The sequence below is a fragment of the Myxococcota bacterium genome, assembly GCA_041389495.1.
Classification (GTDB): Bacteria; Myxococcota_A; UBA9160; order UBA9160; family UBA4427; genus JAWKRT01.
Window position 1 is genome coordinate 936,781 of the sequence record JAWKRT010000001.1, and the last position, 23,620, is coordinate 960,400.

General features: G+C 75.1%; 20 protein-coding genes. 8 read left to right on the forward strand and 12 right to left on the reverse strand.

Features of this window, described 5'->3' with window-relative positions; all coding sequences use genetic code 11:
• Positions 1-83 precede the first annotated feature (83 nt).
• The 4 genes from R3E88_04165 to R3E88_04180 are packed head-to-tail and all read right to left on the reverse strand — an operon-like array spanning position 84 to position 5,874.
• Complete coding sequence (locus tag R3E88_04165; protein MEZ4215650.1) at positions 84-2,015, reverse strand: methyltransferase domain-containing protein; 1,932 nt, start codon at positions 2,013-2,015, stop codon at positions 84-86.
• Entirely contained in the window at positions 2,012-3,373 is a 1,362-nt protein-coding gene (locus R3E88_04170) for an ABC transporter ATP-binding protein (protein ID MEZ4215651.1), read from the reverse strand. The genes R3E88_04165 and R3E88_04170 overlap by 4 nt, the downstream gene beginning before the upstream one ends.
• Before the next feature lie 6 nt (positions 3,374-3,379).
• Positions 3,380-4,174 (reverse strand): ABC transporter permease, encoded by a 795-nt coding sequence (locus R3E88_04175; protein MEZ4215652.1) that lies wholly within the window; start codon positions 4,172-4,174, stop codon positions 3,380-3,382.
• A gap of 41 nt (positions 4,175-4,215) precedes the next feature.
• Positions 4,216-5,874, reverse strand: a complete 1,659-nt coding sequence (locus R3E88_04180) for an exosortase/archaeosortase family protein (protein ID MEZ4215653.1) — start codon at positions 5,872-5,874, stop codon at positions 4,216-4,218.
• A 152-nt stretch (positions 5,875-6,026) separates the two neighbouring features.
• Between R3E88_04180 and R3E88_04185 the strand changes: the two genes are divergently transcribed.
• Complete coding sequence (locus R3E88_04185; GenBank protein ID MEZ4215654.1) at positions 6,027-7,007, forward strand: glycosyltransferase; 981 nt, start codon at positions 6,027-6,029, stop codon at positions 7,005-7,007.
• A gap of 15 nt (positions 7,008-7,022) precedes the next feature.
• On the opposite strand, the gene tesB is transcribed toward R3E88_04185, so the two are convergent.
• The 4 genes from tesB to R3E88_04205 all read right to left on the reverse strand — a co-directional run bounded on the left by tesB (position 7,023) and on the right by R3E88_04205 (position 11,973).
• Positions 7,023-7,910, reverse strand: a complete 888-nt coding sequence (gene tesB / locus R3E88_04190) for an acyl-CoA thioesterase II (GenBank protein MEZ4215655.1) — start codon at positions 7,908-7,910, stop codon at positions 7,023-7,025.
• Positions 7,911-7,970: 60 nt separating this feature from the next.
• Entirely contained in the window at positions 7,971-9,017 is a 1,047-nt protein-coding gene (locus R3E88_04195; GenBank protein ID MEZ4215656.1) for an aspartate-semialdehyde dehydrogenase, read from the reverse strand.
• Between the two features lie 99 nt (positions 9,018-9,116).
• Positions 9,117-9,260: a hypothetical protein gene (locus R3E88_04200; protein ID MEZ4215657.1), complete on the reverse strand. Its 144-nt coding sequence runs from the start codon at positions 9,258-9,260 to the stop codon at positions 9,117-9,119.
• 64 nt (positions 9,261-9,324) lie between these two features.
• Positions 9,325-11,973: a DUF3516 domain-containing protein gene (locus tag R3E88_04205; GenBank protein MEZ4215658.1), complete on the reverse strand. Its 2,649-nt coding sequence runs from the start codon at positions 11,971-11,973 to the stop codon at positions 9,325-9,327.
• A gap of 45 nt (positions 11,974-12,018) precedes the next feature.
• Here R3E88_04205 and nth point away from each other — a divergent pair, with 45 nt between their 5' ends.
• Complete coding sequence (gene nth / locus R3E88_04210) at positions 12,019-12,699, forward strand: endonuclease III (protein MEZ4215659.1); 681 nt, start codon at positions 12,019-12,021, stop codon at positions 12,697-12,699.
• 3 nt (positions 12,700-12,702) lie between these two features.
• Positions 12,703-13,347, forward strand: a complete 645-nt coding sequence (locus tag R3E88_04215) for an HAD family phosphatase (GenBank protein ID MEZ4215660.1) — start codon at positions 12,703-12,705, stop codon at positions 13,345-13,347.
• 37 nt (positions 13,348-13,384) lie between these two features.
• Here the strand turns inward: R3E88_04215 and R3E88_04220 are convergent, their stop codons facing one another.
• On the reverse strand, positions 13,385-14,284 hold the full coding sequence (locus R3E88_04220; GenBank protein MEZ4215661.1) for a GTP-binding protein: 900 nt from the start codon (positions 14,282-14,284) through the stop codon (positions 13,385-13,387).
• Between the two features lie 35 nt (positions 14,285-14,319).
• Between R3E88_04220 and gor the strand changes: the two genes are divergently transcribed.
• Positions 14,320-15,681, forward strand: coding sequence for a glutathione-disulfide reductase (gene gor / locus R3E88_04225; GenBank protein ID MEZ4215662.1), 1,362 nt, complete (start codon positions 14,320-14,322; stop codon positions 15,679-15,681).
• Between the two features lie 58 nt (positions 15,682-15,739).
• Positions 15,740-17,194: a BamA/TamA family outer membrane protein gene (locus R3E88_04230; protein MEZ4215663.1), complete on the forward strand. Its 1,455-nt coding sequence runs from the start codon at positions 15,740-15,742 to the stop codon at positions 17,192-17,194.
• Between the two features lie 31 nt (positions 17,195-17,225).
• Here the strand turns inward: R3E88_04230 and R3E88_04235 are convergent, their stop codons facing one another.
• Positions 17,226-20,207 (reverse strand): hypothetical protein, encoded by a 2,982-nt coding sequence (locus R3E88_04235; GenBank protein MEZ4215664.1) that lies wholly within the window; start codon positions 20,205-20,207, stop codon positions 17,226-17,228.
• Between the two features lie 59 nt (positions 20,208-20,266).
• On the opposite strand from R3E88_04235, the gene R3E88_04240 reads away from it, so the two are divergent.
• Positions 20,267-20,875 carry an NUDIX hydrolase gene (locus R3E88_04240; protein MEZ4215665.1) on the forward strand — a complete coding sequence of 203 codons (609 nt, stop codon included), beginning with the start codon at positions 20,267-20,269 and terminating at the stop codon, positions 20,873-20,875.
• Here the strand turns inward: R3E88_04240 and R3E88_04245 are convergent.
• Entirely contained in the window at positions 20,862-21,230 is a 369-nt protein-coding gene (locus R3E88_04245; GenBank protein ID MEZ4215666.1) for a hypothetical protein, read from the reverse strand. The genes R3E88_04240 and R3E88_04245 overlap by 14 nt on opposite strands.
• A 323-nt stretch (positions 21,231-21,553) precedes the next feature.
• On the opposite strand from R3E88_04245, the gene R3E88_04250 reads away from it, so the two are divergent.
• Both R3E88_04250 and R3E88_04255 read left to right on the forward strand, forming a co-directional pair.
• Positions 21,554-21,865 carry a hypothetical protein gene (locus R3E88_04250; protein MEZ4215667.1) on the forward strand — a complete coding sequence of 104 codons (312 nt, stop codon included), beginning with the start codon at positions 21,554-21,556 and terminating at the stop codon, positions 21,863-21,865.
• Positions 21,866-22,045: 180 nt separating this feature from the next.
• Complete coding sequence (locus tag R3E88_04255) at positions 22,046-22,789, forward strand: PEP-CTERM sorting domain-containing protein (GenBank protein MEZ4215668.1); 744 nt, start codon at positions 22,046-22,048, stop codon at positions 22,787-22,789.
• Here the strand turns inward: R3E88_04255 and surE are convergent.
• A complete protein-coding gene (gene surE, locus R3E88_04260) occupies positions 22,786-23,610 on the reverse strand; it encodes a 5'/3'-nucleotidase SurE (protein MEZ4215669.1) in 825 nt (274 codons plus the stop codon). The two genes, R3E88_04255 and surE, sit on opposite strands and share 4 nt — an antisense overlap.
• Positions 23,611-23,620 lie beyond the last annotated feature (10 nt).

Sequence of the window (23,620 nt, forward strand, 5' to 3'; positions counted from 1 at the left end):
GCGGGCGAGTCTAGGCCCCATCCTGTGGGCGCGCCCGGGCGCTCGCCGTAGGTGCGCCCCCGGGCGCTCGCGCGCGCCGGCGCCTAACCGCGGTCGCGGACGAGCCCGAGGCGCCGCAGCACGCGCACGAAGAACGCGGCGCGCAGGCGCTCGAGCTCGGCGTGCGCGGCGTCGCGCTGACGCCCGGCGGCGTCGCGCGCCTCCTGCATGCGATTGCGCTCGGTCTCGGCGAGCCGCAGCCGCTGGAGCGCGCTCTCGCGCGCAGCGGCGAGCTCGGAGGCGAGCACCTCCGCCTCCTCGGCGCGCGTCGTGGCGCCCCCGAGCGCCGCCTCCAGGTTCGCGGCGTGGGCCTCGAGGCCTTGCACGCGCTCGTCGCGCTCGGCGCGCAGCTGCTCGAGGTTCCCGGCGTGGCGCTCGAGCCCGGCGATGCGCGCCAGCCGCTCCTCGTCGATGCGGGCGAGGTTCTCGACGTGCGCGTCGAGCGACGCGATGCGCGCGCGGCGCTCGCCGAGCTCGCTCTCGAGGTTGGCCGCGTGCGCCTCGAGCGCGTCGATGCGCTGGCGCAGGCGCTCGCTCTCGATCTCGAGGTTGTCGGCGTGCGCCTCGAGCTCGCGCACGCGCTGCGCGCGGTCGTCGTGCTCGCTCTCGAGTGCGCTCGCGTGCGCGGCGAGCTCGCGGCTGCGCGCCGCCGCGGAGCGGCGCAGCTGCTCGAGCCCCTCGGCGTGGGCCTCGAGCTCCTGCGTGCGTGCGCGCGCCTCGTCGCGCTGCGACTCGAGGTTCGCGGCGTGGACGTCGAGCGCCTGCACGCGCGCACGCGCTTCGTCGAGCAGGCCGCCGAGGTTCGCGGCGTGCGCATCGACGCCGCTCGCGCGCTCGCGCTCGCGCGCGAGCGCCTCCTCGACGTTCGCCACGTGCGCCTCGAGCTCGGCGCGGCGCGCGTCCGCCTCCGCCGCCGCGGCCTCGAGGTTCGCCGCGTGGCGCTCGAGCTCGGCCGCGCGCTCGTGCGCCACGGCGACGTCGCGCTCGAGGTTCGCGACGTGCGCGCGCAGGCTCGCGTGCTCGGTGCGCTCGTGCCCGAGGTCGTCGCGCAGGTTCGCGTCGTTCGCCTCGAGGCTCGCGACGCGTTCGCGCGCGAGCGCGAGGTCGCGCTCGATCTGGCGCGCGTGTCGCCCCTGGCTCTCGACCTCGGCGTGGCGGTCGGTCGCGGCGCGCTGCGCACCCAGCAGCTCGCCGAAGAGGCGCTGCGCGCGGTCGTGGAGCAGGTGCGCGTCCTGCGCGAAGCGGTGCAGATCGGCGGCGCGCGCCTCGTCGCGCGCGCACAGCGCGACGAAGTAGAGCGGAGCGGGAAGCGCGTCGCCCTCGTCGTCGCTCCAGGGCGCGGGGCTCGCGTCGGGCGGCGCGAGCTCCGCGGGCAGCTCGACGGCGCGGAAGCGGCCGCGCGCGTGCGGAGCGGCGATCCACGAGCCGGCCCAGACGCTCTGCCCGAGCACGGCGGCGTCCGCGAAGTGGCGCGCGAGCATCGCGTCGAGCTCGTCGCGGTCGAGCTCGCGCAGGTGGAACGGGTTCGCGCGCCGCGCGCGCTCCGAGTAGAGCGTGCGGTTCGGCGTCGAGACGAGCGCGGCACCGTCGACGCGCACGACGCGCGCGATCTCGGCGACGATCGCCTCCGGGTCCTCGACGTGCTCGATCGCCTCGAAGCACGTCACGAGGTCGAAGCTCGCGTCGCGGAACGGGAGGCGCTCGCCGCGCGCGCGCACGCCCGGCGCGGCTTCGCGCGCGCACGCCGCGTCGAGGTCGAGCGCCGTCGCGTCGAGGCCCGCCGCGCGCAGGAGCCGCGTGCCGTAGCCCGACCCGCACGCGAGGTCGAGCACGCGCAGCGGCCGGTCGGGGGCGAGCGCGCGCGCGAGCTCGACCGCGAGCACGTAGCGGTGCGCGTGCTCGTAGTGGATGAGCGCGCCGCGTTCGCCGAGCGCGAAGCGCTCGCGATGGCCGCCGCCCGCGCCGTCTCCGCTCATCGCCGCGTCTCCCCGCCCGGCGCGCGCGCGGTCGGCGCGCCGTTCGCGTCGTCGCCCGGGCCCTCGTCCGCGGCGTCCGGCGCGTCGTCGATCGCGCAGCGCACGCTCGCCCCGGCGAGCGCGATCCATCCGTAGCGCGCGTCGGGGTTGTGCACCTCGGTGACGAGCGCGTTGTCGACCCAGTCGTTCATCACGTGCGCGTCGAGCGTGCCGTCGGCGACGGCGGGCGAGAGCGAGAACGCGCCCGAGGCGAAGGCCGGCCACGGCAGCCGGAACTCGACGTGCAGGCGCTGTCCCGCCTCGAGCGGCGGGAGCGCGTGTCCCTCGTGCGCGGTGTTCGTGGCGGCGACGATGTCGCCGATGCGGTTGCGGAGGCTGAAGCCGACGACCGGCGAGCCCACGCGGCCGCGCGCGAGGAGCGTGATCGCGACGCGCACGGGCGCGCCCGGCGTCGGCGCGGCGAGCGCGCGCCCGCGGTCGTCGCGCAGCGCGATGCCCGTGATGCGCGCGCGCGCGTCGCCGTGGCGCGCGTCGACGTTCGGCAGGCGGGACGCGGGTTCGGGCGCGCCGTCGGCGCCGGGGACGAGCGTCGGCAGCCCGTCCTCGAGCGTCGCCTCGAGCGAGCCCGGGTCGCGGTAGTGGGCCGCGGTGTACTCGCGCACCACCTTCGCGGGCTCGCCGCTGCACGCGACGCGTCCGTGCTCGAGCCACATCGCGCGGTCGCAGAAGCCGAGGATCGCGGACGGGTCGTGCGAGACGAGCACGACGGTCGTTCCGCGATCCTGCAGCTGGCGCACGCGCAGCAGGCAGCGCTGCTGGAAGAAGGCGTCGCCGACGGCGAGCACCTCGTCGACGAGCAGCACGTCGGGGTCGCTCGCCATGATCGCGCTGAACGCGAGGCGCAGCGTCATGCCCGTCGAATAGCGTTGCACCGGCGCCTCGAACGCGTCGCCGAGGCCGCTGAACGCGCGCACTTCGGGAAGCGCCGCGCGCGCCTCCGCGCGGCCGCGTCCCGCGAGCATCATGAGCAGCAGCGCGTTCTCGCGCCCCGAGAAGCGCGGGTCGATGCCGGCGGCGAGGTCGATCAGCGCGGCGACGCGGCCCTGGACGTGCACGTGGCCCGAGGTCGGCGGGAGCGCGCCCGTGAGCAGCCGCAGCAGCGTGGTCTTGCCCGAGCCGTTGCGGCCGACGACGCCGAGCGACTCGCCGCGCCCGAGGTCGATGTCGACGCCGTCCACCGCCGCGCGCGCGGGCCCGGGCGCGGGCCGCAGCCCGAGCAGCGCGCGCGCCACGTCGCGCAGCCCGTGCGTCTCCGCGTAGACCTTGCACAGGCGCTCGGCGCGAACGGCTCCCGCCACGTCGCGTCAGGCCACGACGTCGGCGAGCGCCGTGCGCGCGCGCCGGTGCAGTCCGGTGCCGAGCGCGCACGCCGCCGCCGCCCACGCGAGCGCGGCCGTCGCATCGCCGGCCGCGGGCACGGTGCCGTCGATCAGCAGCGCGCGCAGCGCGCGCAGCATGGGCGTCATCGGGTTGGCGTCGACGAGCCACGGCGCGAGGCGCTCGATGCGATCGGCGGGGTAGAGGACGGGCGACAGGAAGAGCCAGAGCGCGAGCGCGGGCGGCGTCCACTCGGCGAGGTCGCGCGCGAAGCTGCCGAGCGTCGCGAGCGCGAGTGCGGCGCCCGCCGCGAACGCCGCGACGATCGCCAGACACAGCGGTGCGAGCCACAGCGTCGCGGGCGCGCCGCGCCCGGTCGCCGCCGCCGCGAGCGCGAACACGCCGAGCCACACGAGCGCGTAGATCCACGCGGTGGCGGCGCTCGCGAACGCGAGCGCCGCTCCCGGAAAGCCCGCCTTGCGCAGCAGCGCGGCGTTCGCCTCGAACAGCGCGGGTGCGCGGCCGAGCGTCTCGGCGACGAGGTTCCAGCCGACGAGGCCCGCGAACAGGAAGAACACGTAGTCGGCGGGCGCGGCACCCGCGGCGAGGTGCACGGGAACGACGCGCGTGAACACGAGGCCGTAGACGACGAGGAACGCGCTCGGGACGACGAGTGCGGACGCGGCACCGAGGACGTGGCCGCGGTGCCGGCCCGCGATCTCGCGGCGCGTCAGCATCGCGGCGATGTCGAGGGTTCGGCGCGCGCTCGGCAGGCTCGGCATGAAAGGCCTCCGCGACGGCGAGGGGCCGCGGTCGGCGGACTCTACCGGCGGGCCCTGCGCGCCGCATCTCGCCGCGCGCGCGCGGCCGCGCGCGCGGCCGCGCGTTCCTCGACGCGCGCCAGCGAGCCCTCGAGCGAGTCCGCGAACGCGACGAGCCGCGCGTCGGCACGCGCCACGTCGACCGCGCGGGGCCCGACGAGCGTCGCGAGGCGCGCGACGTACGGCATGTCGTCGCGCGCGAGCGCGCTGCGGTCGAGCGCGAGGGCGCTGCGCGCGGCCTCGCAGCCGAGCGAGCACGTGCCGCGCGTCCAGACGAGCACGCGCTCGACGCCGTCGGCGGTCGCGACGAGGAAGGCGCGCGCTCCGCGCGCGGCGTCGGGGTCGACGAAGGACGGGTCGGGCTCGCTGCGGCGCGCGGTGCCGAGTGGCGCGATCTTCGGCGAGAGCACGCTCGCGGTGCGCGCGCTGCGCGGCAGCACGCCGAGATACACCGCCACCTCGTCGCCGTCGCGTGCGAACACGCGGTTCGTGTCGGCCCGGAAGCGCGTGCTCCCCATGTAGACGCGGTCGAGCCGGCGCGGCTGCGAGCGGAAGCCGGCGAGCCGGATCGGGACGTCGGAGGGATCCCACGCGAGCGCCGCGTCCGCGTTCGCGGACGGCGGAACCAGCGATGCGAGTGCGAGCGCTGCGGCGCCGCCCGCGCAGGCGAAGGCGCGCGCGGCGCCGATCGGTGCTCGCGGTGAGTGTGCGCGCGCGCGACGCGCCGTCGCGCGGGCCGCGCGGCTCGCGTGTGCGCCGGTCGGGAGCGCGCGCACGAGCAGCGCGTCGACCGCCGCGATCGCGAGCACGCCGACGACCAGCATCGCGAGCCCCTGCGCCTCGTGCACGCTGGCGAACGACGAGTAGGGGTTGAACACGAGCGAGAGCACGCGCAGCTCGTTCACGACGAGACCGAGCGGCGGTGCGAGCGCGACGAGCAGCGCCCAGTGCGCGCGCGGCCGCTCGAAGATCGCGCCGTAGAGCAGGGCGGAGAGCGCGATCGTCTGCGTCGCGCGCAGCCCGCTGCACGACTCGATCACCTGGAACACCTGCTCGCCGCCGACCACGATGCGGTCGGCGACGGCGACGGCCTCCATGCCGATCGCCCGCAGGAGCGCCGCGGTGGCGTCGGCCGTCGCGAGCTGCAGCGGCAGCACGACGTGGTTCACGAGCGCGGCCGGCACGGGTACGAGCGCGACCAGTGCGGCCGCGGGGATCCACGCCGCGCGCACGGCCGGGCGTCCGCCGAGTGCGGCGGCGAGCGCGATCGCGGCGAGCGAGGCCGCGGGAAGGAGCAGGTCGGGCGCGTCGGCGTGCGCGGCGAGCGCGGCCGCGGCGACGGCGCCGACGAGCGCGCACAGCGAGATCGCGCGGCTCGCCGGCCCGCCGAGCGACGCGAAGAAGCGCGCCCGACGCTCGTAGAGGAGCCACAGCGCGACCGCGTACACGAAGAACGGCGCGTTGCCGGTCGGCGAGAAGAACGCGGCCTCGCTCGGCGGCGCGTCGAAGCGCGAGATCTGGGTGGGGTCGAAGCCCGCGAGCGCGCGGAACGCGAAGGCGGCGAGGAGCGCCGTCGCCGCGCCGGCGCCGACGCGCAGCGCGCGCTCGCCCCGGCCCGACGGACGCGGCGCGTCCCGGCTCCCGGCCGGCGGACTCGTCATGCGCGCGCTCGCATCGCCTGCGTTCCTCGGCCGGGTGGGGCGGCCGTCGGCGTCCCGTGCGCATCGACGGCGTGGCGGCGGGCGATGTTACTTAAGATGGGGCGCGCGCGGCCGGTGTCGCGCCCGACGGCGGGAGCGGGAGCGGCGAGCGCATGACCTCCGACACCCCCGTCGCGCCCCGCTACGCGGTCGCCGTGCTCCACTACCGCGCGCGCGATGCGCTCGCGCGCTGCCTCGCGAGCGTCGCGGCGCAGAGCGCGGCGCCCGCGCTCGTGTGCGTCGTCGACATCGATCCGCTCCCGGGAGCGGGCGGGCCGCTCGACGGCGCGCCGCTCGCTGCGGGCGCCGACGCGTTCGTCGTCGCGATGCCGAACCGCGGCTACGCGGGCGCCGCGAACCGCGCGCTCGCCGCCGTCGCCGCGCGCGGCGCGCGCGTCGATCACGTGCTGCTGCTGACGGCGGACGTCGCGCTCGAGCCCGCGTTCGCCGCGGAGCTCGCGCGCGCGGTCGAGGCCCGGCCCGACGTCGCGATCGCGACGGGCAAGCTGCTGCGCGCCGACGGCGCGACGATCGACAGCGCGGGCATCCGGCTACCGCTCCATCGCCGCCCGCGCGACCGCGGCAGCGAGGAGCCCGACCGCGGCCAGTGGGACCGCTGCGAGCGCGTCTTCGGCGCGAGCGGCGCCGCGCTCTGGCTGCGCGCGTCGGCCCTCGACGCGCTCGCGCTCGAGGGCGAGGTCTTCGACGAGGACTTCTTCATGTATCACGAGGACACCGACCTCGCGTGGCGCGCGCGCCGCCTCGGCCTCGGCGTGCTGTACGTGCCGGACGCGCGCGCGCGCCACGAGCGCGGCTGGAAGCGGAGCGGTCGCTTCGACGTGCCGGTCGCGCTCCGCCGGCACTCGTTCAAGAACCACTACCTGCAGTGGATCAAGAACGAGCCGCTCGCGACGCTCGTGCTCGGGCTCCCGGTGTTCCTCGGCTGGGAGGTGCTGCGGCTCGGGTACGCGTGCCTGCGCGACCCGGACGTGCTGCCGGCCTACGGACAGGCGCTGCGGCTCGCGCCGCGCGCGCTCGCGAAGCGGCGCGCCCTCGCGCGCGCCGTCCGGGCCCGGCGCGCGGCGCGACGGTAGGCGCGGCGCGGCGCGTCAGGAGGCGGGCGCGGCGTCGCCCGGGTCGAGCCGCATGAGCCCCTCCTGCGCGACCGAGACGACGAGCTCGCCCGTCTGCCGGTAGAGCCGCGCGGTCGTGAAGCCGCGCGCGCCGCCGAAGGCCGGGCTCTCCTGGTCGTAGAGCAGCCACTCGTCGGCGCGGAACGGCCGGTGGAACCACATCGCGTGGTCGAGGCTCGCGACCTGCGTGTGCTTCGACGCGGCGAGCGCGCGCAGGTGCGGGCGCATCGCCGTGTCGATCAGCGTCATGTCGGAGGCGTAGGCGACCAGGCACTGGTGGAGCAGCGGGTCGTCGGAGCCGATCGGGCCGGAGGTGCGGATCCAGATCGGATTGCGCGGCGACTTGTCCTCGTAGTCGAGGTACTCGCGCAGGTCGACGTGGCGCATCTCGATCGCGCGCTCGCGCCGCATCCAGGCGATCTCCTCGTCGGGAAGCGAGCTCCCGAAGCGCTCGATGCGCTCGGCGAGCGAGGGCAGCGCGTCCGGGCCCGGCACGTCGGGCATCGGGTGCGAGCGCTCGATGCCCTTCTCGGGGCGCATGAAGGACGCGCTCAGCGCGAAGATCGGCTTCCCGTGCTGGATGGCCGTCACGCGCCGCGTCGAGAAGCTGCGCCCGTCGCGCGTGCGGTCGACCTGGAACAGGATGGGCACGCGCGGGTCGCCCGTCCGGAGGAAGTAGGCGTGGAGCGAGTGCGTCGTGCGCTCGTGCGGGTCGACCGTGCGCCCCGCGGCGACGAGCGCCTGGCCCGCGACCTGCCCGCCGAAGACGCGCTGCTGCTCCTCCTGCGGACTCTCGCCGCGGAAGAGGTTCTCCTCGAGCGGCTCGAGGTCGAGCAGCTCGAGCACGGTGGCGAGCGTGGCCATGCGGTCTCCTCGGGCGGGCGCCCGCGCGCGGGCGCTCCCGTGCGGCGAGCGACGTCGCGCCTAGCTTCGGGCCTCGCGTCGCGGCAGGAGGCCGCGCTCGATCAGCAGCTCGGCGATCTGCACGGCGTTCGTCGCCGCGCCCTTGCGCAGGTTGTCGGACGTCTGCCAGAGCCAGAGGCGGTCGCTCACGGCGTCGGTGCGCACGCGGCCGACGAGCACCGCGTCGCGGCCGGCGACGTCGTTGGGCGTCGGGAAGCGGCCCGTCGCGACGTCGTCGACGACCTCGACGCCCGGGAACGCCGCGAGCGCGCGCCGCGCCTCGTCGGGCCCGATCGGGCGCTGCGTGCCGAGCAGCATCGAGGCCGAGTGGCCGACCGGCACGGGAACGCGCACGCACGTCACGCTCACCGCGAGCTCCGGGAGCCCCAGGATCTTGCGCGTCTCGTGCAGCAGCTTCGCCTCCTCGCCGGTGAACGCGCCCTCGCCGAACGCGTCGCACTTCGGCACGACGTTGTTCGCGATCTGCGCGTCGAAGACCTTCGGCGCGATCGCGACGCCCGATGCGAGCGCGCGCTGCTGCTCCTCGAGCTCGTCGATGCCGGGCTTGCCCGCGCCGGACACGGCCTGCAGCGTCGTGACGACGACGCTCTCGAGACCGGCCGCGCGGTGGATCGGCGCGAGCGCCATCACCGCGCCGATCGTCGTGCAGTTCGGGCACGCGATGATGCCCCGGTGCGCGTCGACGGCCTGCGGGTTCACCTCGGGAACGACGAGCGGCACGGTCGGATCCATGCGCCAGGTGCTCGACTTGTCGATCGCGACGGCGCCGGCCTTCGCGACCTCGGGTGCGAGCGACTTCGACAGCGAGCCGGTCGCGGCGAAGAAGACGACGTCGAGGCCGCCGAACGAGTCGGCCGCGGCCTCGGCGACCGGGACGCGCTCGCCGCGGAACGCGACCGTCGTGCCCGCCGAGCGCTCGCTCGCGAGCGCGCGCAGCTCGCCGACGGGGAAGGCGCGCTCCTCGAGCACGCGCAGCAGCACCTCGCCGACGGCGCCGGTCGCGCCGACGACGCCCACGTTCAGGTCGCGTTCGGGTCTTCGACTCATCTCGAGCTCTCCGCGTGGGGGCGGCGCCGGCCGCCCCAACGAAAAACGCCCTTCCGACGCGAGGCCGGAAGGGCGTGGATCCAGGTCCGCGTCCTCGGCCTAGCCGGACGTCGTCGTCTCCGTCGTCGGCGTCGTCGTCGCGATCGTCGGCCGGACACCGCCCGCCTCGGAGTGCCCGTGCGCGGCGCGAAGGGCGCGCGCGGCGTCGACGGAGCAGGGGTCGAGGAGGCGCGGGGTCGACATGACGGCGGCGGAGTATCCCGGAGGAGCCGGGGCTGTCAAGCCGCGCCCGGCGCGGGCGGCCCGCCTAAGCAGCGATTCCGCGCAGCGCGATCAACGGCCCCTCGGCGGGCACGCCGTCGCGCAGGTCGACCTCGAGCTCGCAGCTCCAGTGCTCGTCGCCGCGGTCGTCGACGAGCGTCTGGTGCACGTCCCAGAGCCGCGGCGCGCGCTCGCGCAGGAGCGTCTTGTCCGCCGTGCGCGCGCGCGGCTCGAACGAGAGGGAGGCGTACTCGGCGAAGAACGGCGCGAGGGCGTCCGCGATGCGCTCCGCCGTCCAGCCTCCGGCGTCGGCGGCGTCGGCCCCGCCGGCCCCGCCCGGTTCGCTCGCGGCGTCCTCGCCGCCTCGGACGCAGCGCGCGGCCTCCTCGAAGTCGCGGTGGGCGAGCGCGCGCACGAGACGGTGGCACTCGGCGCGCACGCGCGCGCGCAGCGCGCGCTCGTCCCGCAGGACGTCGGGCTCGCGCGCGCGCATCGGCGCGGCGTCGCCCTGCGGCGCGTCGCCCGGCGCGACGAGGCTCTCCCATTCCTTCACCAGGCTCGAGTCCACCTGCGTGACGGTCGCGCGCAGGTACTCGCGCACGTCGCGCAGCTCCTCGGTGACGGCCGCCGCCGGGACGTTGTGCGCGAGCGCGTTCCACACCTGGCTCAGGTAGCGGAGCAGCACGCCCTCCATGCGCGCGAGCTGGTTCGCGCGCACGGTGTCGGCGAAGCTCGCGTAGCGTTCGACCATCTCGCGCGCGATGCCCTTCGGGCGCACCTGCTCGGCGCGCACCCACGGATGGTGCAGCGCGAAGTGCTCGAAGGCCGCGCGCAGGAACTCGGCGTTCGGCTTCGGCCAGCTCACCTTCTCGAGCGCGGCCATGCGCTCCTCGTACTCGGCGCCCTCCGCGCGAAGGCGCGCCATCAGCTCGTCCTTCGCGCGCCGCTCCAGCTGGTAGAGGATCGCGCGCGGGTCCTCGAGGATCGCCTCGACGACGCTCAGCACGTCGAGCGCGTAGTCGGCGCTCGAGGGGTCGAGCGCGCCGATCGCCTCGACCGCGAAGAGCGAGAGCGTGTGGTGCAGCGAGAAGTCGCGCTGCAGGTCGGCGTCGATGCGCACGCGCGCGGGCCGGCCGCGCTCGAGGCGCACGATCTCGGCGGCGCGCAGCGAGCGGAAGCGCGCGGCGGCGTCGCGCCGGTGGCGGCGCTTGCGCGCCTCGTCGTCGTGGCAGGCGTCGACGAGCGCGAGCAGGTGCGCGTAGCCGCTCGCGCGCGCGCCTTCGTCGATGCCGCGCTGCAGGCACGCGACGAGCATCCCGTGCGAGACGGCGAAGCGCGACACGAGCGGCTCGGTCGGCTTCGCGACGAGCTGATCGAAAGTGTCGCGCGTCCACGACACGAAGCCCTTCGGCGGCGACTTCGCGACGAGCTTGCGCTTCTTCGCGCCGCCCGCGGCCTCGGCCTTCGCGCGCGCGCGCGCGTTCTCGATCACGTGCTCGGGCGCCTGCGCGACGACGCTGCCGCGCACGTCGAAGCCGCGCCGACCGGCGCGTCCCGCGATCTGCTTGAAGTCGCGCACGCGGAGCAGCGCCTGCTTCTCGCCGTCGTACTTCGAGAGCGCCGTGAAGAGGACGGTGCGGATCGGGACGTTCACGCCGACGCCGAGCGTGTCCGTCCCGCAGATCACCTGGAGCAGCCCCTTCTGTGCGAGCTGCTCGACGAGCAGCCGGTACTTCGGAAGCAGCCCCGCGTGGTGCAGCCCGATGCCGTGGTGGAGGATGCGGCGGACGTCCTTGCCGTAGGGCGAGTCGAAGCGGAAGCCGCCGATCGCGGCGGCGATCTCGGCGCGGCGCTCGCGCGTCGAGACGTTCGCGGACGTCAGCGCCTGCGCCTGCTCGGCCGCCGCGCGCTGCGTGAACGCGACGGCGTAGATCGGCGCCTTCCCCTCGCCGAGCAGGCGCTCGATCGTCTCGTGGAGCGGCGTCTCCGCGTACTCGTAGTCGAGCGGGACGGGGCGTTCGTCGCTGTGGACGTGCGCGACGCGCCGCCCGGTGCGTCGCTCGATCGCCTCCTCGATCGGCGCCGTGTTGCCGAGCGTGGCCGACATCAGCAGGAAGCGCGTGCGCGGGAGTGCGAGCAGCGGGACCTGCCACGCGACGCCGCGCTCGGGGTCGCCGTAGTAGTGGAACTCGTCCATCACGACGTAGGGCGCGTCGGCGCGCTCGCCCTGGCGGAGCGCCATGTTCGCGAGCACCTCGGCGGTGCAGCAGACGACCGGCGCGCCCCAGTTGATGCTCGCGTCGCCCGTGAGCATCCCGACGTTCTCGGCGCCGAGCTCGTCGCAGAGCGCGAAGAACTTCTCGCTCGCGAGCGCCTTGATCGGCGCCGTGTAGAACGAGCGCTTCCCCTCGCAGAGCGCCTTGAAGTGCAGGCCGAGCGCGACGAGCGACTTGCCCGAGCCGGTCGGCGTCGAGAGCACGACGTGGTCGCCCGTCATGAGCGCGAGGAGCGCCTCCTCCTGCGCGGGGTACGGGGCGAGGCCGCTCGCGTCGACCCAGGACAGGAAGCGGTCGAGGATCGCGTCGGGGTCGACGAGCGCGCCGTCGGGAATCCAGTCGCGCAGCGGCCGGCGCGGGCGCGCGGCCGGCCGCGTCGCGTCGTCCTCGGTTCGGGTCGGGGCTTCGTCGGGCGCCATGCGGCCGAGCGTACCGCGCGCGGCGGCGGGCTATCGTCGCGCGCCATGACCCGGGCCGAGAAGGCGCAGCGCATCGCGCGCATCCTCGACGAGCTCCACCCGCAGCCGCCGATCCCGCTCGCGCACGACGACGCCTACACGCTGCTCGTCGCCGTGCTGCTGTCGGCGCAGTGCACGGACGAGCGGGTGAACCAGGTGACGCCGCGCCTGTTCGCGCGCGCGAGCGACCCGTTCGCGATGGCGAAGCTCGACGAGGAGGAGATCCGCGGGATCATCCGCCCGTGCGGGCTCTCGCCGCAGAAGGCGAAGGCGATCCGCGAGCTGTCGCGGCTGCTCGTCGAGCGGCACGAGGGCCGCGTCCCCGAGACGTTCGACGAGCTCGAGGCGCTCCCGGGCGTCGGGCACAAGACGGCGAGCGTCGTGATGACGCAGGCCTTCGGGAAGCCCGCGTTCCCCGTCGACACGCACATCCACCGGCTCGCGGCGCGCTGGGGGCTCTCGAGCGGTCGCTCGGTCGAGCAGACGGAGCGCGACCTGAAGAAGCTGTTCGCGCCCGAGCGCTGGGGGCGCGTGCACCTGCAGATCATCCACTTCGGGCGGACGCACTGCCCGGCGCGCGGCCACGACCTGGCGACGTGCCCGATCTGCGGCTGGGCGGCGACGCGCAAGCGCATCGCCGACGAGGCCGCCGCGCGCGCGCCGAAGCGGCGAACGGGTCGACGTTAGGCCGTGCCGCCGCGCTACCTGCTCTTCGACCACGACGGCGTGCTCGTCGACACCGAGCGCTGGTACTTCGAGGCCACGCGCACGGCGCTCGCCGGCCTCGGCGTCGCGCTGTCGGAGGCGACCTACCTCGAATGGATGGCCGACGGACGTCCGTGCTGGGGCCTCGCGCTCGAGCGCGGCGCCTCGGAGGCCGAGGTCGCCGCCGCGCGCGAGGCGCGCAACGACCTCTACCGCGACCTGCTCGCGCGCGAGGCGGTCGAGATCGAGGGCGTCGGCGAGGTGCTGGCCGAGCTCGCCGCGCGCCACCGCATGGGCATCGTCACGACCTCGCGCCGCACCGACTTCGAGCTCGTGCAGCGCGGGCGCGGGCTCGTCGACCACTTCGAGTTCGTGATCACGGTCGAGGACGTCGCGCGCGCGAAGCCGCACCCCGAGCCGTACCTCGCCGGGCTCGCGCGCTTCGGCGCGCGGCCCGAGGAGGCGCTCGTCGTCGAGGACTCGTCGCGCGGGCTCGCGGCGGCGCACGCGGCGGGCATCGCGTGCCTCGTCGTGCGCAACGCGTTCACCGCACCGCAGGACTTCGGGCTCGCGTGGCGCGTCGTCGACTCGATCCGCGACGTGCCGGAGGCCGTGCGCGCGCGGCCGTAGCCGCCGCTCCGTCGCTCGTCGGGTGCGCCGCGCGCGGTCAGGCCGCGCGCGTGATCAGCACGAGCGCGCCGATCGAGGCCGCGGGCGGCGCCGCGTCCGAAGGCTCGATCTCGACGCGTCGGCCCACCACCTGCACGACGTGGAGCGCGCCGTCGAGCGCGACGAAGCCCTTCGCGCGCACGAGCCCGGGGACGGCCGCGAGCTCGCGCTCGAGCGCGTCGCGCGCGAGCGCCGCCGGCACGCGCCAGACGCGCGTCGCGAACGCGTCGTGGTGGTGCGCGTGCGCCTCGTGCGCGGGCGCCGGGCCCGCGCGGTCGACGCGCCCGGCGTCGGGCGGGAAGAGCACGTCGGGATCGACGCGCCCCTGCACCGCGCGCACGATCGGCGCCTCGGGCTCGATCGCGGCGAGCTTCGCCTCGAGCGCGGCGAGCGCGGGCTCGCCGCCGGGCACGAGGTCGACCTTGTTCAGCACGAGCAGGTCCGCCGAGTGCACCTGGTCCTCGAACGCGCCCTCGAGGTCGCGGCCCTCGAGGAGCTGCTCGGCGTTCACGACGACGACGGCCGCGTCGTCGCCCATCCACGCCGACACGGGCTCGCGCCAGAAGTTGAGCTGCGTGTCGAACGGGAGCGCGGCGCCGGACGTCTCGACGACGATCCGGTCGGGTCGCACGCGCTCGTAGAGCTCCTGCAGCGTCGTCACGAGGTCGTCCGAGAGCTCGCAGCACACGCAGCCGCCCTCGAGCTCGACGAAGGCCTCGCCCCCGCCGCCGAGCAGCGCGCGGTCGACGCCGAGCTCGCCGATCTCGTTCGAGACGATGGCGACGCGCGTCCCGCTCGCCTGCGCGCACGCGAGCAGGTGGCGCACGAGCGTCGTCTTGCCGGAGCCGAGGAAGCCCGACACGACGAGCGCGGGGATGCGAGGCGATGCGGTCGACACGGAGCGCTGGAATAGCGCCCGCTAGAATCCGCGCCATGCCGGAATCCTTCGACTACGACCTGTTCGTGATCGGCGCGGGCTCGGGCGGCGTCCGCGCCAGCCGCATCAGCGCCTCGATGGGCGCGCGCGTCGCGTGCGCCGAGGAGCGCTTCCTCGGCGGCACGTGCGTCAACGTGGGCTGCATCCCGAAGAAGCTGCTCGTCTACGCCTCGCACTTCCGCGAGGAGATGGAGGTGGCGACGGCCGGCTACGGCTGGAGCGTCGGGCCGACGTCGTTCGACTGGCCGACGCTCGTCGCCAACAAGGATCGCGAGATCGCGCGGCTGAACGGCATCTACCGCGGCCTGCTCGAGAAGGCGGGGGTCGACCTGATCGAGGCGCGCGCCGTGCTCGAGGGGCCGCACGCGGTGCGCGTCGGCGACCGCGTCGTGACGGCGCGGACGATCCTCGTCGCGACGGGCGGCTGGCCGCAGGTGCCGGATGTCCCCGGGCGCGAGCTCGCCATCACGTCGAACGAGGCGTTCGCGCTCCCGCGCCTCCCCGAGCACGTCGCGATCGTGGGCGGCGGCTACATCGCCGTCGAGTTCGCGGGCATCTTCCACGGCCTCGGGTCGCGCGTGACGCTGCTCTACCGCGGGCCGCTCTTCCTGCGCGGCTTCGACGACGAGGTGCGCGGCTGGCTGGCCGACGAGCTGCGCGCGAAGGGCATCGACCTGCGCTTCGAGGTGAACGTCGCCGGCATCGAGGCGCGCGACGGACGCAAGCGCGCCGCCCTCACCGACGGCACGGCGCTCGACGTCGACGAGGTGTTCTTCGCGACCGGGCGCGTGCCGAACACGCGCGGGCTCGGGCTCGAACGCGCGGGCGTCGCCACCGGACCGAACGGCGAGATCCCCGTCGACGCGCACTCGCGCACCAACGTGCCGAGCGTCTACGCGATCGGCGACGTGACCGACCGCATCCAGCTCACGCCCGTCGCCATCCACGAGGCGATGTGCTTCGCGCGCACGGTCTTCGGGGGGACGCCGACGTCGCCCGACCACCGCGACGTGCCGTCCGCCGTCTTCAGCCAGCCGCCGATCGGGACGGTCGGGCTCACGGAGGAGGAGGCGCGCGCGCTCGGGCGGCCGATCCACGTCTACACGTCGAGCTTCCGGGCGCTCAAGGACACGCTCACCGGGCGCAGCGAGCGCACGCACATGAAGCTCGTCGTCGATCGCGAGAGCGACCGCGTGCTCGGCGTGCACGTCGTCGGCCCCGACGCGGGCGAGATCGTCCAGGGCTTCGGCGTGGCGCTCAAGTGCAACGCGACGAAGGCGCAGTTCGACGCGACGATCGGCATCCATCCGACCGCGGCCGAGGAGCTCGTCACGATGCGCGAGCCGACGCGGAGCTGAGCGCGACGCGGCCGAAGCCGGAGCTATGCTGCGCACTCCGCGACGAGGAGGCCGGTGGATGCGCGCAGCGAGGGGACTGGGGGGCGTCGTCGCCTTCGCGTGCGCGATCGCCCTCGCTCCCGTCGCACTCGCCGGCAGCGCGCCCGCCGCGCGCGTCGGCGAGACGGGCGACGTCGACGGCCGCGAGGCCGACGCCGCGGTCGAGGCCTACGACCCGTTCGCCGGCATCGACCAGGACGGGCGCATCCCGGGCGTCGCGCGGCCCTCCGACCTCCCGAACCCCGAGCGCTGGCGCTACATCCCGGAAGGCCGCATCAAGCCCGGGAACATGCTCGAGCGCTTCCTCGTGAGCTCGTTCTTCGCGCCGTTCTTCACGCAGGACGAGGACGTCGGCACCGGCTTCGGCGTGGCGATCACCGACATCGACTTCCGCCAGCGCCGAAGGCGGGAGTTCGCGGGCATCTTCCTCTCCTACTCGACCGAGGGCGAGCAGGACTACTCGATCGTCTGGCAGCGCTGGCTGCACCACGTCGAGCGCGCGGGCGGCGGCGTGTTCCAGGAGGAGCGCAGCCGCGTGCGCGTGTCGGCGGGCTACGAGAAGACGCTGACGAAGCGCTTCTTCGGGTTCGGCCCCGCCACGAGGGAGCGGCAGGAGACGAGCTACGAGGACGAGGAGTTCGAGGTCGACGTCGGCCTCCAGATCGCGTGGCCCGAGCCGGGCGACGACCTGATCCTCGGCGGGGGCGTGCGCGCGTCGTTCCACGAGCTCGCGGGCGGCGCGATCAGCGACGTGCCGCAGACCAACTGCGGCCCGGTGCGCGCGGATCCGACGACGCCGACGAACCCGGGCGGCAACTGCTTCCCGTCGGTCTTCGCGGAAGCCGAGCACGCGAACCTCGGCTGGCTCTACTCCGAGATCCGCTACGACACGCGCGACAGCCAGGCGAACCCGTATCGCGGCTGGACGCTCGGTGCTTCGATCGACTTCGCGCCGCTGCAGAGCGGCGGCGACGTCGGCGCTCGCTATTCGCTCGGCGGTTCGATCGTGTTCCCGATGCCCGGCCTCTTCCACCACGGAGCCGTCGGCGACGAGGAGCACCCGCCGACCGACACGGTCGCGTTCGGCGCCGACCTGCGCCTCTCGAGCGGCGACCTGCCGTTCTTCGAGCGGCCGGCGCTCGGCGGCCGCAACCGCCTGCGCGGCTTCATCGACGGCCGCTTCCGCGACGACGCGGCGTGGTGGGCGGGCGCGGAGTACCGCTTCTGGGTGCTGCCGCGCGGCTTCGCCATCCCGTTCACGCGCGCGCTGCGCGTCGAGCGCGTCGGGCTCGCTCCGTTCTACGAGGTGGGCTCGGTCGGCGGCGGGCTCCGCGATCTCGCGAACAACCGCGTCCACCACAGCTACGGCATCGGCCTGCGCATCACGCTCGAGCGCCAGGCGCCGTTCCGCGTCGACGTCGGGTTCTCGGACGAGGACACGATCGTGATCGCGCGCTTCGGCCTGCCGTTCTGAGCCGTCTCCGCCGCGCGGCCGCGGCGCTCGCTCAGCCGTCGCCGAACGTCGCCGTGTAGACGCGGCGGATCGCGTCGGTGTGGCGGCGGTAGTCGGCGAGCAGCGCGCGCCGCGCGCCGCCCTCGCGCTGCACGGACGCGTAGCCGAGCCGCAGCGCGAGCCCTTCGAGGTCGCCCTGCTCCTCGTCGAGATCGGAGATCGACCGGTTCTCGACGATGCGCAGCGCGCGCGACAGATCCTTCAGGAAGCGCCATCCCTCGCGGAGCGTCTCCGCATCCGAGGCGGAGATCTCGCCCAGCGCTTCGAGGCGCTCGAGCTGCAGGGCGAGCGGCACGGGCTCGCACAGCGCGGGGTGGCGCGCCGCCGCCGCGAGCTGCCGGTACTGCACGACGGACTCCACGTCGAGCACGCCCCCGCGCCCCGTCTTGAAATCGCGTCGACGCGTCGTCTCGCGCGCGAGCTCCTGCTCCATGCGCATGCGGATGCGGTGGATCTCGCCGCGCAGCTCGGCGAGGTCGCCGGGCGGCGTCGCGGGAAGCGGCCGCGTGAGCACGCTCGTGCGCACGCGCTCGAAGCGCTCGGCGAGGCCCGCGTCGCCCGCGATCGGGCGCGCGCGAAGCAGCGCCTGCCGCTCCCAGCCGGCGGCGCCTCGCTCGCCGCCCTCGTGATAGGCCGCGAACCCGTCCATCGACGTGACGAGCACGCCCTGGTTGCCCGACGGCCGCAGCCGCGCGTCGATCTCGTAGCAGCTGCCCTCGGCCGTGCGCGTCTGCAGCGTGCCCATCCACTTCTGCGCGAGCCGCGCGCAGTGGTCGCCGGCCTCGAGCCGATCGGCTTCGCTCGCGCCCTCGGCGTCGTAGAGGAAGATCACGTCGAGGTCGCTGCCGTACGAGAGCTCGCGCGTGCCGAGCTTGCCCATCCCGACGACGAGGAAGCGCAGCGACGCGCCGGCCGCGAGCCGCGCGCGTCGCGCCGCCAGCTGCGCGTTCGCGATCTCGAGCGCGCGCTGCGCGCAGACCTCGGCGACGTCGGTGAGCGCGTGCTCCACCGCCGCGCCGTCGATCGCGCCGGACACGTCGAGCAGCCCGACGTTGATGACCTGTCGCGCCTGGAAGCGCCGCAGCGCGTCGAGTGCTCCCTCGACGTCGTCGTCGCCGCGCGTGAACTCGGCGTGCAGGGCCGCGTGGTCCGCCTCGAGCCGCTCGCGGTCGAGCAGCAGCACGTTCGGGTCGTCGAACACGGGCTCGACGAGCCTGGGATGCGCGGCGAACAGACCCGACAGGTAGTTGGAGGCCGCGAAGAGCGCGACGAGGCGGTCGACGAGCTCGGGCCGGTCGAGGAGCAGGTCGTAGTAGAACCGGTTCGCCCCGACGCTGCGGAAGAAACGGTCGCAGTTGCCGAGCGCGCGCTCGGGGCTCGCGCTCGCGTCGAGCTCGCCGCCGAGGTGCGCGGCGAGCTCCTCGAGCATGCGGCGCGTCGTGGGGAAGGCCAGCAGGCCGGGAGCGGCGCGCTCGAACAGCTCGAGCACGCGCTCGCGCGAGCCCTCGGGCAGCACGTCGCGGAAGATCGCGCGCGTGCGCTCGCGCTCGGCCGCGAGGTCGGCGTCGAAGGCGGCGAGCGCATCGGCGTCGCTCTCGTCGCGCGCGCGGAGCGCGCGCGCGATGCGCAGCCGCGCCTCGTCGCGCATCGGCACGCGATGCGTCTGCTGCTCGGCCACCATCTGCAGCCGGTTCTCGACGCGCCGCAGGAAGAGGTACGCGCGCGCGAGCGCGGCCTGCGACGCGGCGTCGAGCAGGCCGAGGCTCGCGAGCTGCTCGAGCGTGCGGCGCGTCGAGCGCTCGCGCAGCTGCGGCATGCGACCGCCGTGCAGGAGCTGCATCGACTGTGCGACGAACTCGACGTCGCGGATGCCGCCCGCGCCGAGCTTCACGTCGAAGCCGTCGCGCTCGTTCGCGTGCGCGGCCTCGACGCGGTCCTTGAGCGAACGGATCGCGCGCACGCCTTCGTAGTCCATCGTCGAGCGGTAGATCGACGGCGCCACCGTCCGGATGGCGCGCCACCCGAGCGCGAGGTCGCCCGCGACGGGACGCGCCTTCATGAACGCGGCCTTCTCCCAGGTGTCCGCCCAGGCCTCGTAGTAGCTCGCGAGCGCGGTGCTCGAGACGACGAGCACGCCCTGCGCACCCTCGGGACGCAGGTCGAGGTCGACGCGGTAGAGGAAGCCGTCGACCGTGGCTTCGGTGACGAGGCGCCCGAACGCCTGCGCGACGCGCGTGAAGTACTCGAGCGGGCTGCGGCCGGACGGGCCGTCCTCCGCGACGTCGTCGGGTGTCGCCGCGTGCACGTACACGAGATCGACATCGCTCGAGTAGTTGAGCTCGGCGGAGCCGAGCTTGCCGAGCCCGAGCACGCAGAAGCCGAGCCCGTGCGCGTCGCCGCGCCCGTCGCGCCACACGGGCGGACCGAGGCGCGTCGCGACCTCCTCGCTCGCGGCGCGCTCCGCGCGCGCGAGCAGCGCGTCCGCGAGCGCCGAGATCTCGTCGAGCGTCTCGCCGCTCCGGGCGAGCGGGAGCACGTCGTCGAACGCGTCGCGCGCCGTGATGCGCGCGAGCTCGTAGTACTTCGCGCGGCGGAGGCGCGCGGACACGGGGAGCTCGGAGTCCGCGTCGATGCGCGCGTCGACGCGCGCGCGCACCTCGACGGCCGTGAGCGCGCGGCTCGCGTCCTCGCGCGCGAGCGCGGCCAGCCAGCCCGCGTGGCGCGCGACGTGGGTGGCGAGGAAGGGCGCCGTCGCGCACACCGTCGCGACCACGCGAGCGAACGCGTCGGGTCGTTCGTCGGCGACGGGGCGCCACTCGGATTCGCCGACGCGCTCGAGCAGGTTCGCCGCGCGGGTCGCCGCGCCCGCGGCGTCGGCGCCCGCGCGCAGGCGCGCGGCGAGCGCGCGGCGCCACGGCGGCGCATCCGGATCGAGAGCGAGGAGGGAGGCGTCGGGCGCGTCGGGCGACGTCACGCGCGCAGCCTAGCAGCGCGGACGTCGCGTCCGACCGCGCGCTGCTACGGTGCGCCGACGTGCACCGCCGACCGCTGCTCGCGATGCTGCGCCGCTACGCCACGCTCCATCCCGACGAGGAAGGAGTGCGCCGCGCGCTCGCGCTCGTCGAGCGCACGGCGACCTGCTTCGAGCGGAGCTGCCTGCCCGGCCACGTCACGTCGTCCGCGTGGATCGCGAGCGAGGACGGCGCGCGCTTCCTCCTGACGCACCACCGCAAGCTCGACCGCTGGCTCCAGCTCGGCGGCCACACCGACGGCGATCCCGACGTCGTCGCGAGCGCGCTGCGCGAGGCGCGCGAGGAGTCGGGCATGGAGGAGTTCGAGCTCGTGGCGGGCGCGGGGGGCGATGCGCTCGTCGACGTCGACGTGCACGACATCCCGGCGTTCGGCGGCGAGCCCGCGCACGAGCACCACGACGTGCGCGTCGTGCTCGTCGCGCGCGACGGCCGCGCGCCGCGCGCGAGCGCGGAGTCGATCGACGTGCGCTGGTTCGGGTGGAACGAGCTCGCCGGGCTCGCGCGCGGCGACGAGAGCCTGCTCCGGCTCGCGCGCAAGGCGCGCGTGCGGCTCGCCGCCGCCGGTCGGGCGGGCGCCGCGTCGGTCGAACCCGGCCTCAGACTCCGGTGACGCGCAGGACGCGCGTCCCGCGCAGGTGCTCGGGAGCCACGACGTAGTCTCCGCCCGCGGTCACGCGCAGCACCTGGGCCGTCGTGTCCGTGTTGCCCGCGCTGAAGACGAAGACGAGCCCGGCGACCACGACGCCGCCGGTCGCGTAGACGATCTTGAGCGGGGTGTAGACGAGCGTGCAGAGGCCGGAGGCGAAGCCGAGCGAGACGTCGCCGACCGTCGTCGGATCCCGCTCGGCGCGCGCCGGCGAAGCGGCCGCGAGCCATGCGCACGCGGCGCACGCGGCGAGCGCGCGACGCGCGGCGATGCGCGCATGCGAGGAGCACTGCGGTCGCGGCGAGCGGGACGTCGACATGCCGGCCTCCTGCGTTCGAGCTGCGCGCGATGGTCGGGTGCGAGGCGATGCGGGTCAACTCGTGCGCGCGCCGCGCCGGCGCGCGGCGACGACCCGCACCGCGTCGCCGCGCGCGACGCAGGCGATGCGCAGCTGAGGGAACGCGCGTTCCGCGCGCGGAACGCCGCGGCGCGGCCGGGCCGGCACCGCGCCCGCGCGAGCGCGCGCGGCTCCGGCGAGACGTCTGGAAACCTCAATGATTGCAGTGTCTTGCACGAGTGTGAAGGGCGTAGGCAAGGGCACGTGCCTTGCACTGCGGCGTGCGAAGGAACGCGACCATGCGCATGCCGCAGAGCACCCGCTGCCTGCGTGCGATCGTCGCTGCGACCGCGACCTCGTGTCTCCTCGCCGCGACGGCCCACGCCGATCCGGAGCCCGACAACGTGCTCCACGGGCGCTCCCTCAAGCGCGATTCGAAGACGGAAGTCCACACGGTCGTGCTGCCGCAGCTCTTCGGGCCGGGCGAGTACAAGGGCCGGCGTTACAAGGACAGCACGATCCTCCAGCTCGACGCGAAGCTCGGCGAGCGCAGCGACCTCGTGATCCGTCTCCAGGCGAAGCAGAAGAAGTTCCTCCACGTCGAGATCCGCTTCTGATCGCGCCGCGCGGATGCGCGGTCGGTCGTCGCGCGGGCTCGCGCACCGCACTCCTGGCAACGCGCGCGCGGAACGCGCGCAGCGCCGCGATCGAACCGATCCGTTCGTCAAGCCGCTCCGGAGATCGTCCGATGTGCCGCCCGGCACGGGGCCCGACCCCGGTCGGAGGAATGCACGGCCATGGCGCGACGCACGACGACGTGGATGGCGGCCGGAGCGCTCGCGCTCGCCGCACTCGGGATGGACGCATCCGCGTCGCGCGCGGCGACCGTGACGATCGGCGACTTCGAGGGCTCGCTCGACGCGGGCTGGACGACGAGTGGCAGCACGTCGACGCGAACCCAGACGTTCGGCGTCGATCCCACGCTCAACAACCGCTTCCTCGAGCTGCGGACGAACGGCGGCGTCTCCTCCGATACCGCGCTCGAGGCGTTCTTCGGGTTCTCGGCCGGCACGATCGACGCGCTCTCGCCGAACGGCCAGAACGTCACCGAGGGGTCGGGCGCGCGACTCGTGCTGACGGTCGCCGCCGGCGACCAGATCCAGTTCGACTTCAACTTCCTGACGAACGAAACGACGGGGTTCGCGCCGAACTACCGCGACTTCGCCTTCTCCTCGATCCGGTCGGGCGCGCAGGGCGAGGTCGTCCTGGCGGACGTCTTCTCGATGACACGCCAGCCGACGTCGAACGGCGGCTGGAGCCAGACGGACTGGCAGACGGCCTCCTACACCTTCACGGCCGGCGGCACCTATACGATCGGGTTCGGTGTCGTCGACGTGCTCGACACGCAGATCGACACGCGCCTCCTGCTCGACAACGTGCTGTGGATCCAGGCGCCGGAGCCGGGCACGGGCGTGCTCGTCTCGATCGGTCTCGTCGTCCTCGCGACGCGGCGTCGCCGCGTCGCCCGGCGGCCCGCCTAACGCCGCCGCTGCTCGAGCGCCGCGCCGAAGGCTTCCCACGCCGGCGCGAGCGCGACGCCCTGCGCGAGCCGCAGCGGCGTGATCGACACGATCCCCTCCTTCAGCACCGCGTGGTCGCTCGGGTGCGGCTGCGCGTCCGAGGGCGCGCGCTCGCGCAGCCCCCCGAACTCCGCCCGGAAGCTCGAGGGCGCGCCCGGCACGGGGTGGAACAGCCGGTCGTAGGCGGTGCGCGCGACCGTCGTGAGGCACCGCGGCGTGTCGCACGTCGCGCCCTCGGGCACGTTCACGCTCACGAGGTCGACGTCGTCCGGCAGTCCGTGGTCGAGCACCGCGCGCACGACGTCCGCGACGATCGCCGCCGCGTCGTCCCAGCGCGCGCCGCGCACGACCTCGCCGAGCGGCCCGGTCGCGCTCTCGACCGGCCGCGCGAGCCCGAGCGAGGCGGCGACGGCGGGGAGGCCCGAAGCGACGGCCTCGGCCGCCGCGCCGATCGTCCCGCTCGAGGTGATGAACGCGTCGCCGTGGTTCAGGCCGAGGTTGATGCCCGAGACGACGAGGTCGGGCGCGTCGTCGTAGAGGGAGTGGATGCCGAGGTTGACGCAGTCGGCCGGCGTGCCGCTGCACGCGTGCACGAGCCGGCCGTCGAGCTCCACGGGAGACACGCGCACCGTCGCGAACCGCGAGACGCTGGCGCCGATCCAGCTGCGCTGTCCGTCCGGGACGACGCAGCGCACCTCGCCTAGCGCCGCGAGCGCGCGGAGCAGCGGCGGCAGCGCGGGCGAGTCGATGCCGTCGTCGTTGCTCACGAGCAGCCGCTTCATGGCGCCGCAC

What these genes read in the sequence shown, in the direction of transcription:
- R3E88_04245 (MEZ4215666.1), bottom strand. Translation starts at nt 21,230, where the DNA reads ATGTCGACGTCCCGCTCGCCGCGACCGCAGTGCTCCTCGCATGCGCGC.
- nth (MEZ4215659.1), top strand. Translation starts at nt 12,019, where the DNA reads ATGACCCGGGCCGAGAAGGCGCAGCGCATCGCGCGCATCCTCGACGAG.
- R3E88_04205 (MEZ4215658.1), bottom strand. Translation starts at nt 11,973, where the DNA reads ATGGCGCCCGACGAAGCCCCGACCCGAACCGAGGACGACGCGACGCGG.
- R3E88_04255 (MEZ4215668.1), top strand. Translation starts at nt 22,046, where the DNA reads ATGGCGCGACGCACGACGACGTGGATGGCGGCCGGAGCGCTCGCGCTC.
- R3E88_04200 (MEZ4215657.1), bottom strand. Translation starts at nt 9,260, where the DNA reads ATGTCGACCCCGCGCCTCCTCGACCCCTGCTCCGTCGACGCCGCGCGC.
- tesB (MEZ4215655.1), bottom strand. Translation starts at nt 7,910, where the DNA reads ATGGCCACGCTCGCCACCGTGCTCGAGCTGCTCGACCTCGAGCCGCTC.
- R3E88_04180 (MEZ4215653.1), bottom strand. Translation starts at nt 5,874, where the DNA reads ATGACGAGTCCGCCGGCCGGGAGCCGGGACGCGCCGCGTCCGTCGGGC.
- R3E88_04195 (MEZ4215656.1), bottom strand. Translation starts at nt 9,017, where the DNA reads ATGAGTCGAAGACCCGAACGCGACCTGAACGTGGGCGTCGTCGGCGCG.
- R3E88_04165 (MEZ4215650.1), bottom strand. Translation starts at nt 2,015, where the DNA reads ATGAGCGGAGACGGCGCGGGCGGCGGCCATCGCGAGCGCTTCGCGCTC.
- R3E88_04185 (MEZ4215654.1), top strand. Translation starts at nt 6,027, where the DNA reads ATGACCTCCGACACCCCCGTCGCGCCCCGCTACGCGGTCGCCGTGCTC.
- surE (MEZ4215669.1), bottom strand. Translation starts at nt 23,610, where the DNA reads ATGAAGCGGCTGCTCGTGAGCAACGACGACGGCATCGACTCGCCCGCG.
- R3E88_04175 (MEZ4215652.1), bottom strand. Translation starts at nt 4,174, where the DNA reads ATGCCGAGCCTGCCGAGCGCGCGCCGAACCCTCGACATCGCCGCGATG.
- gor (MEZ4215662.1), top strand. Translation starts at nt 14,320, where the DNA reads ATGCCGGAATCCTTCGACTACGACCTGTTCGTGATCGGCGCGGGCTCG.
- R3E88_04250 (MEZ4215667.1), top strand. Translation starts at nt 21,554, where the DNA reads ATGCCGCAGAGCACCCGCTGCCTGCGTGCGATCGTCGCTGCGACCGCG.
- R3E88_04230 (MEZ4215663.1), top strand. Translation starts at nt 15,740, where the DNA reads ATGCGCGCAGCGAGGGGACTGGGGGGCGTCGTCGCCTTCGCGTGCGCG.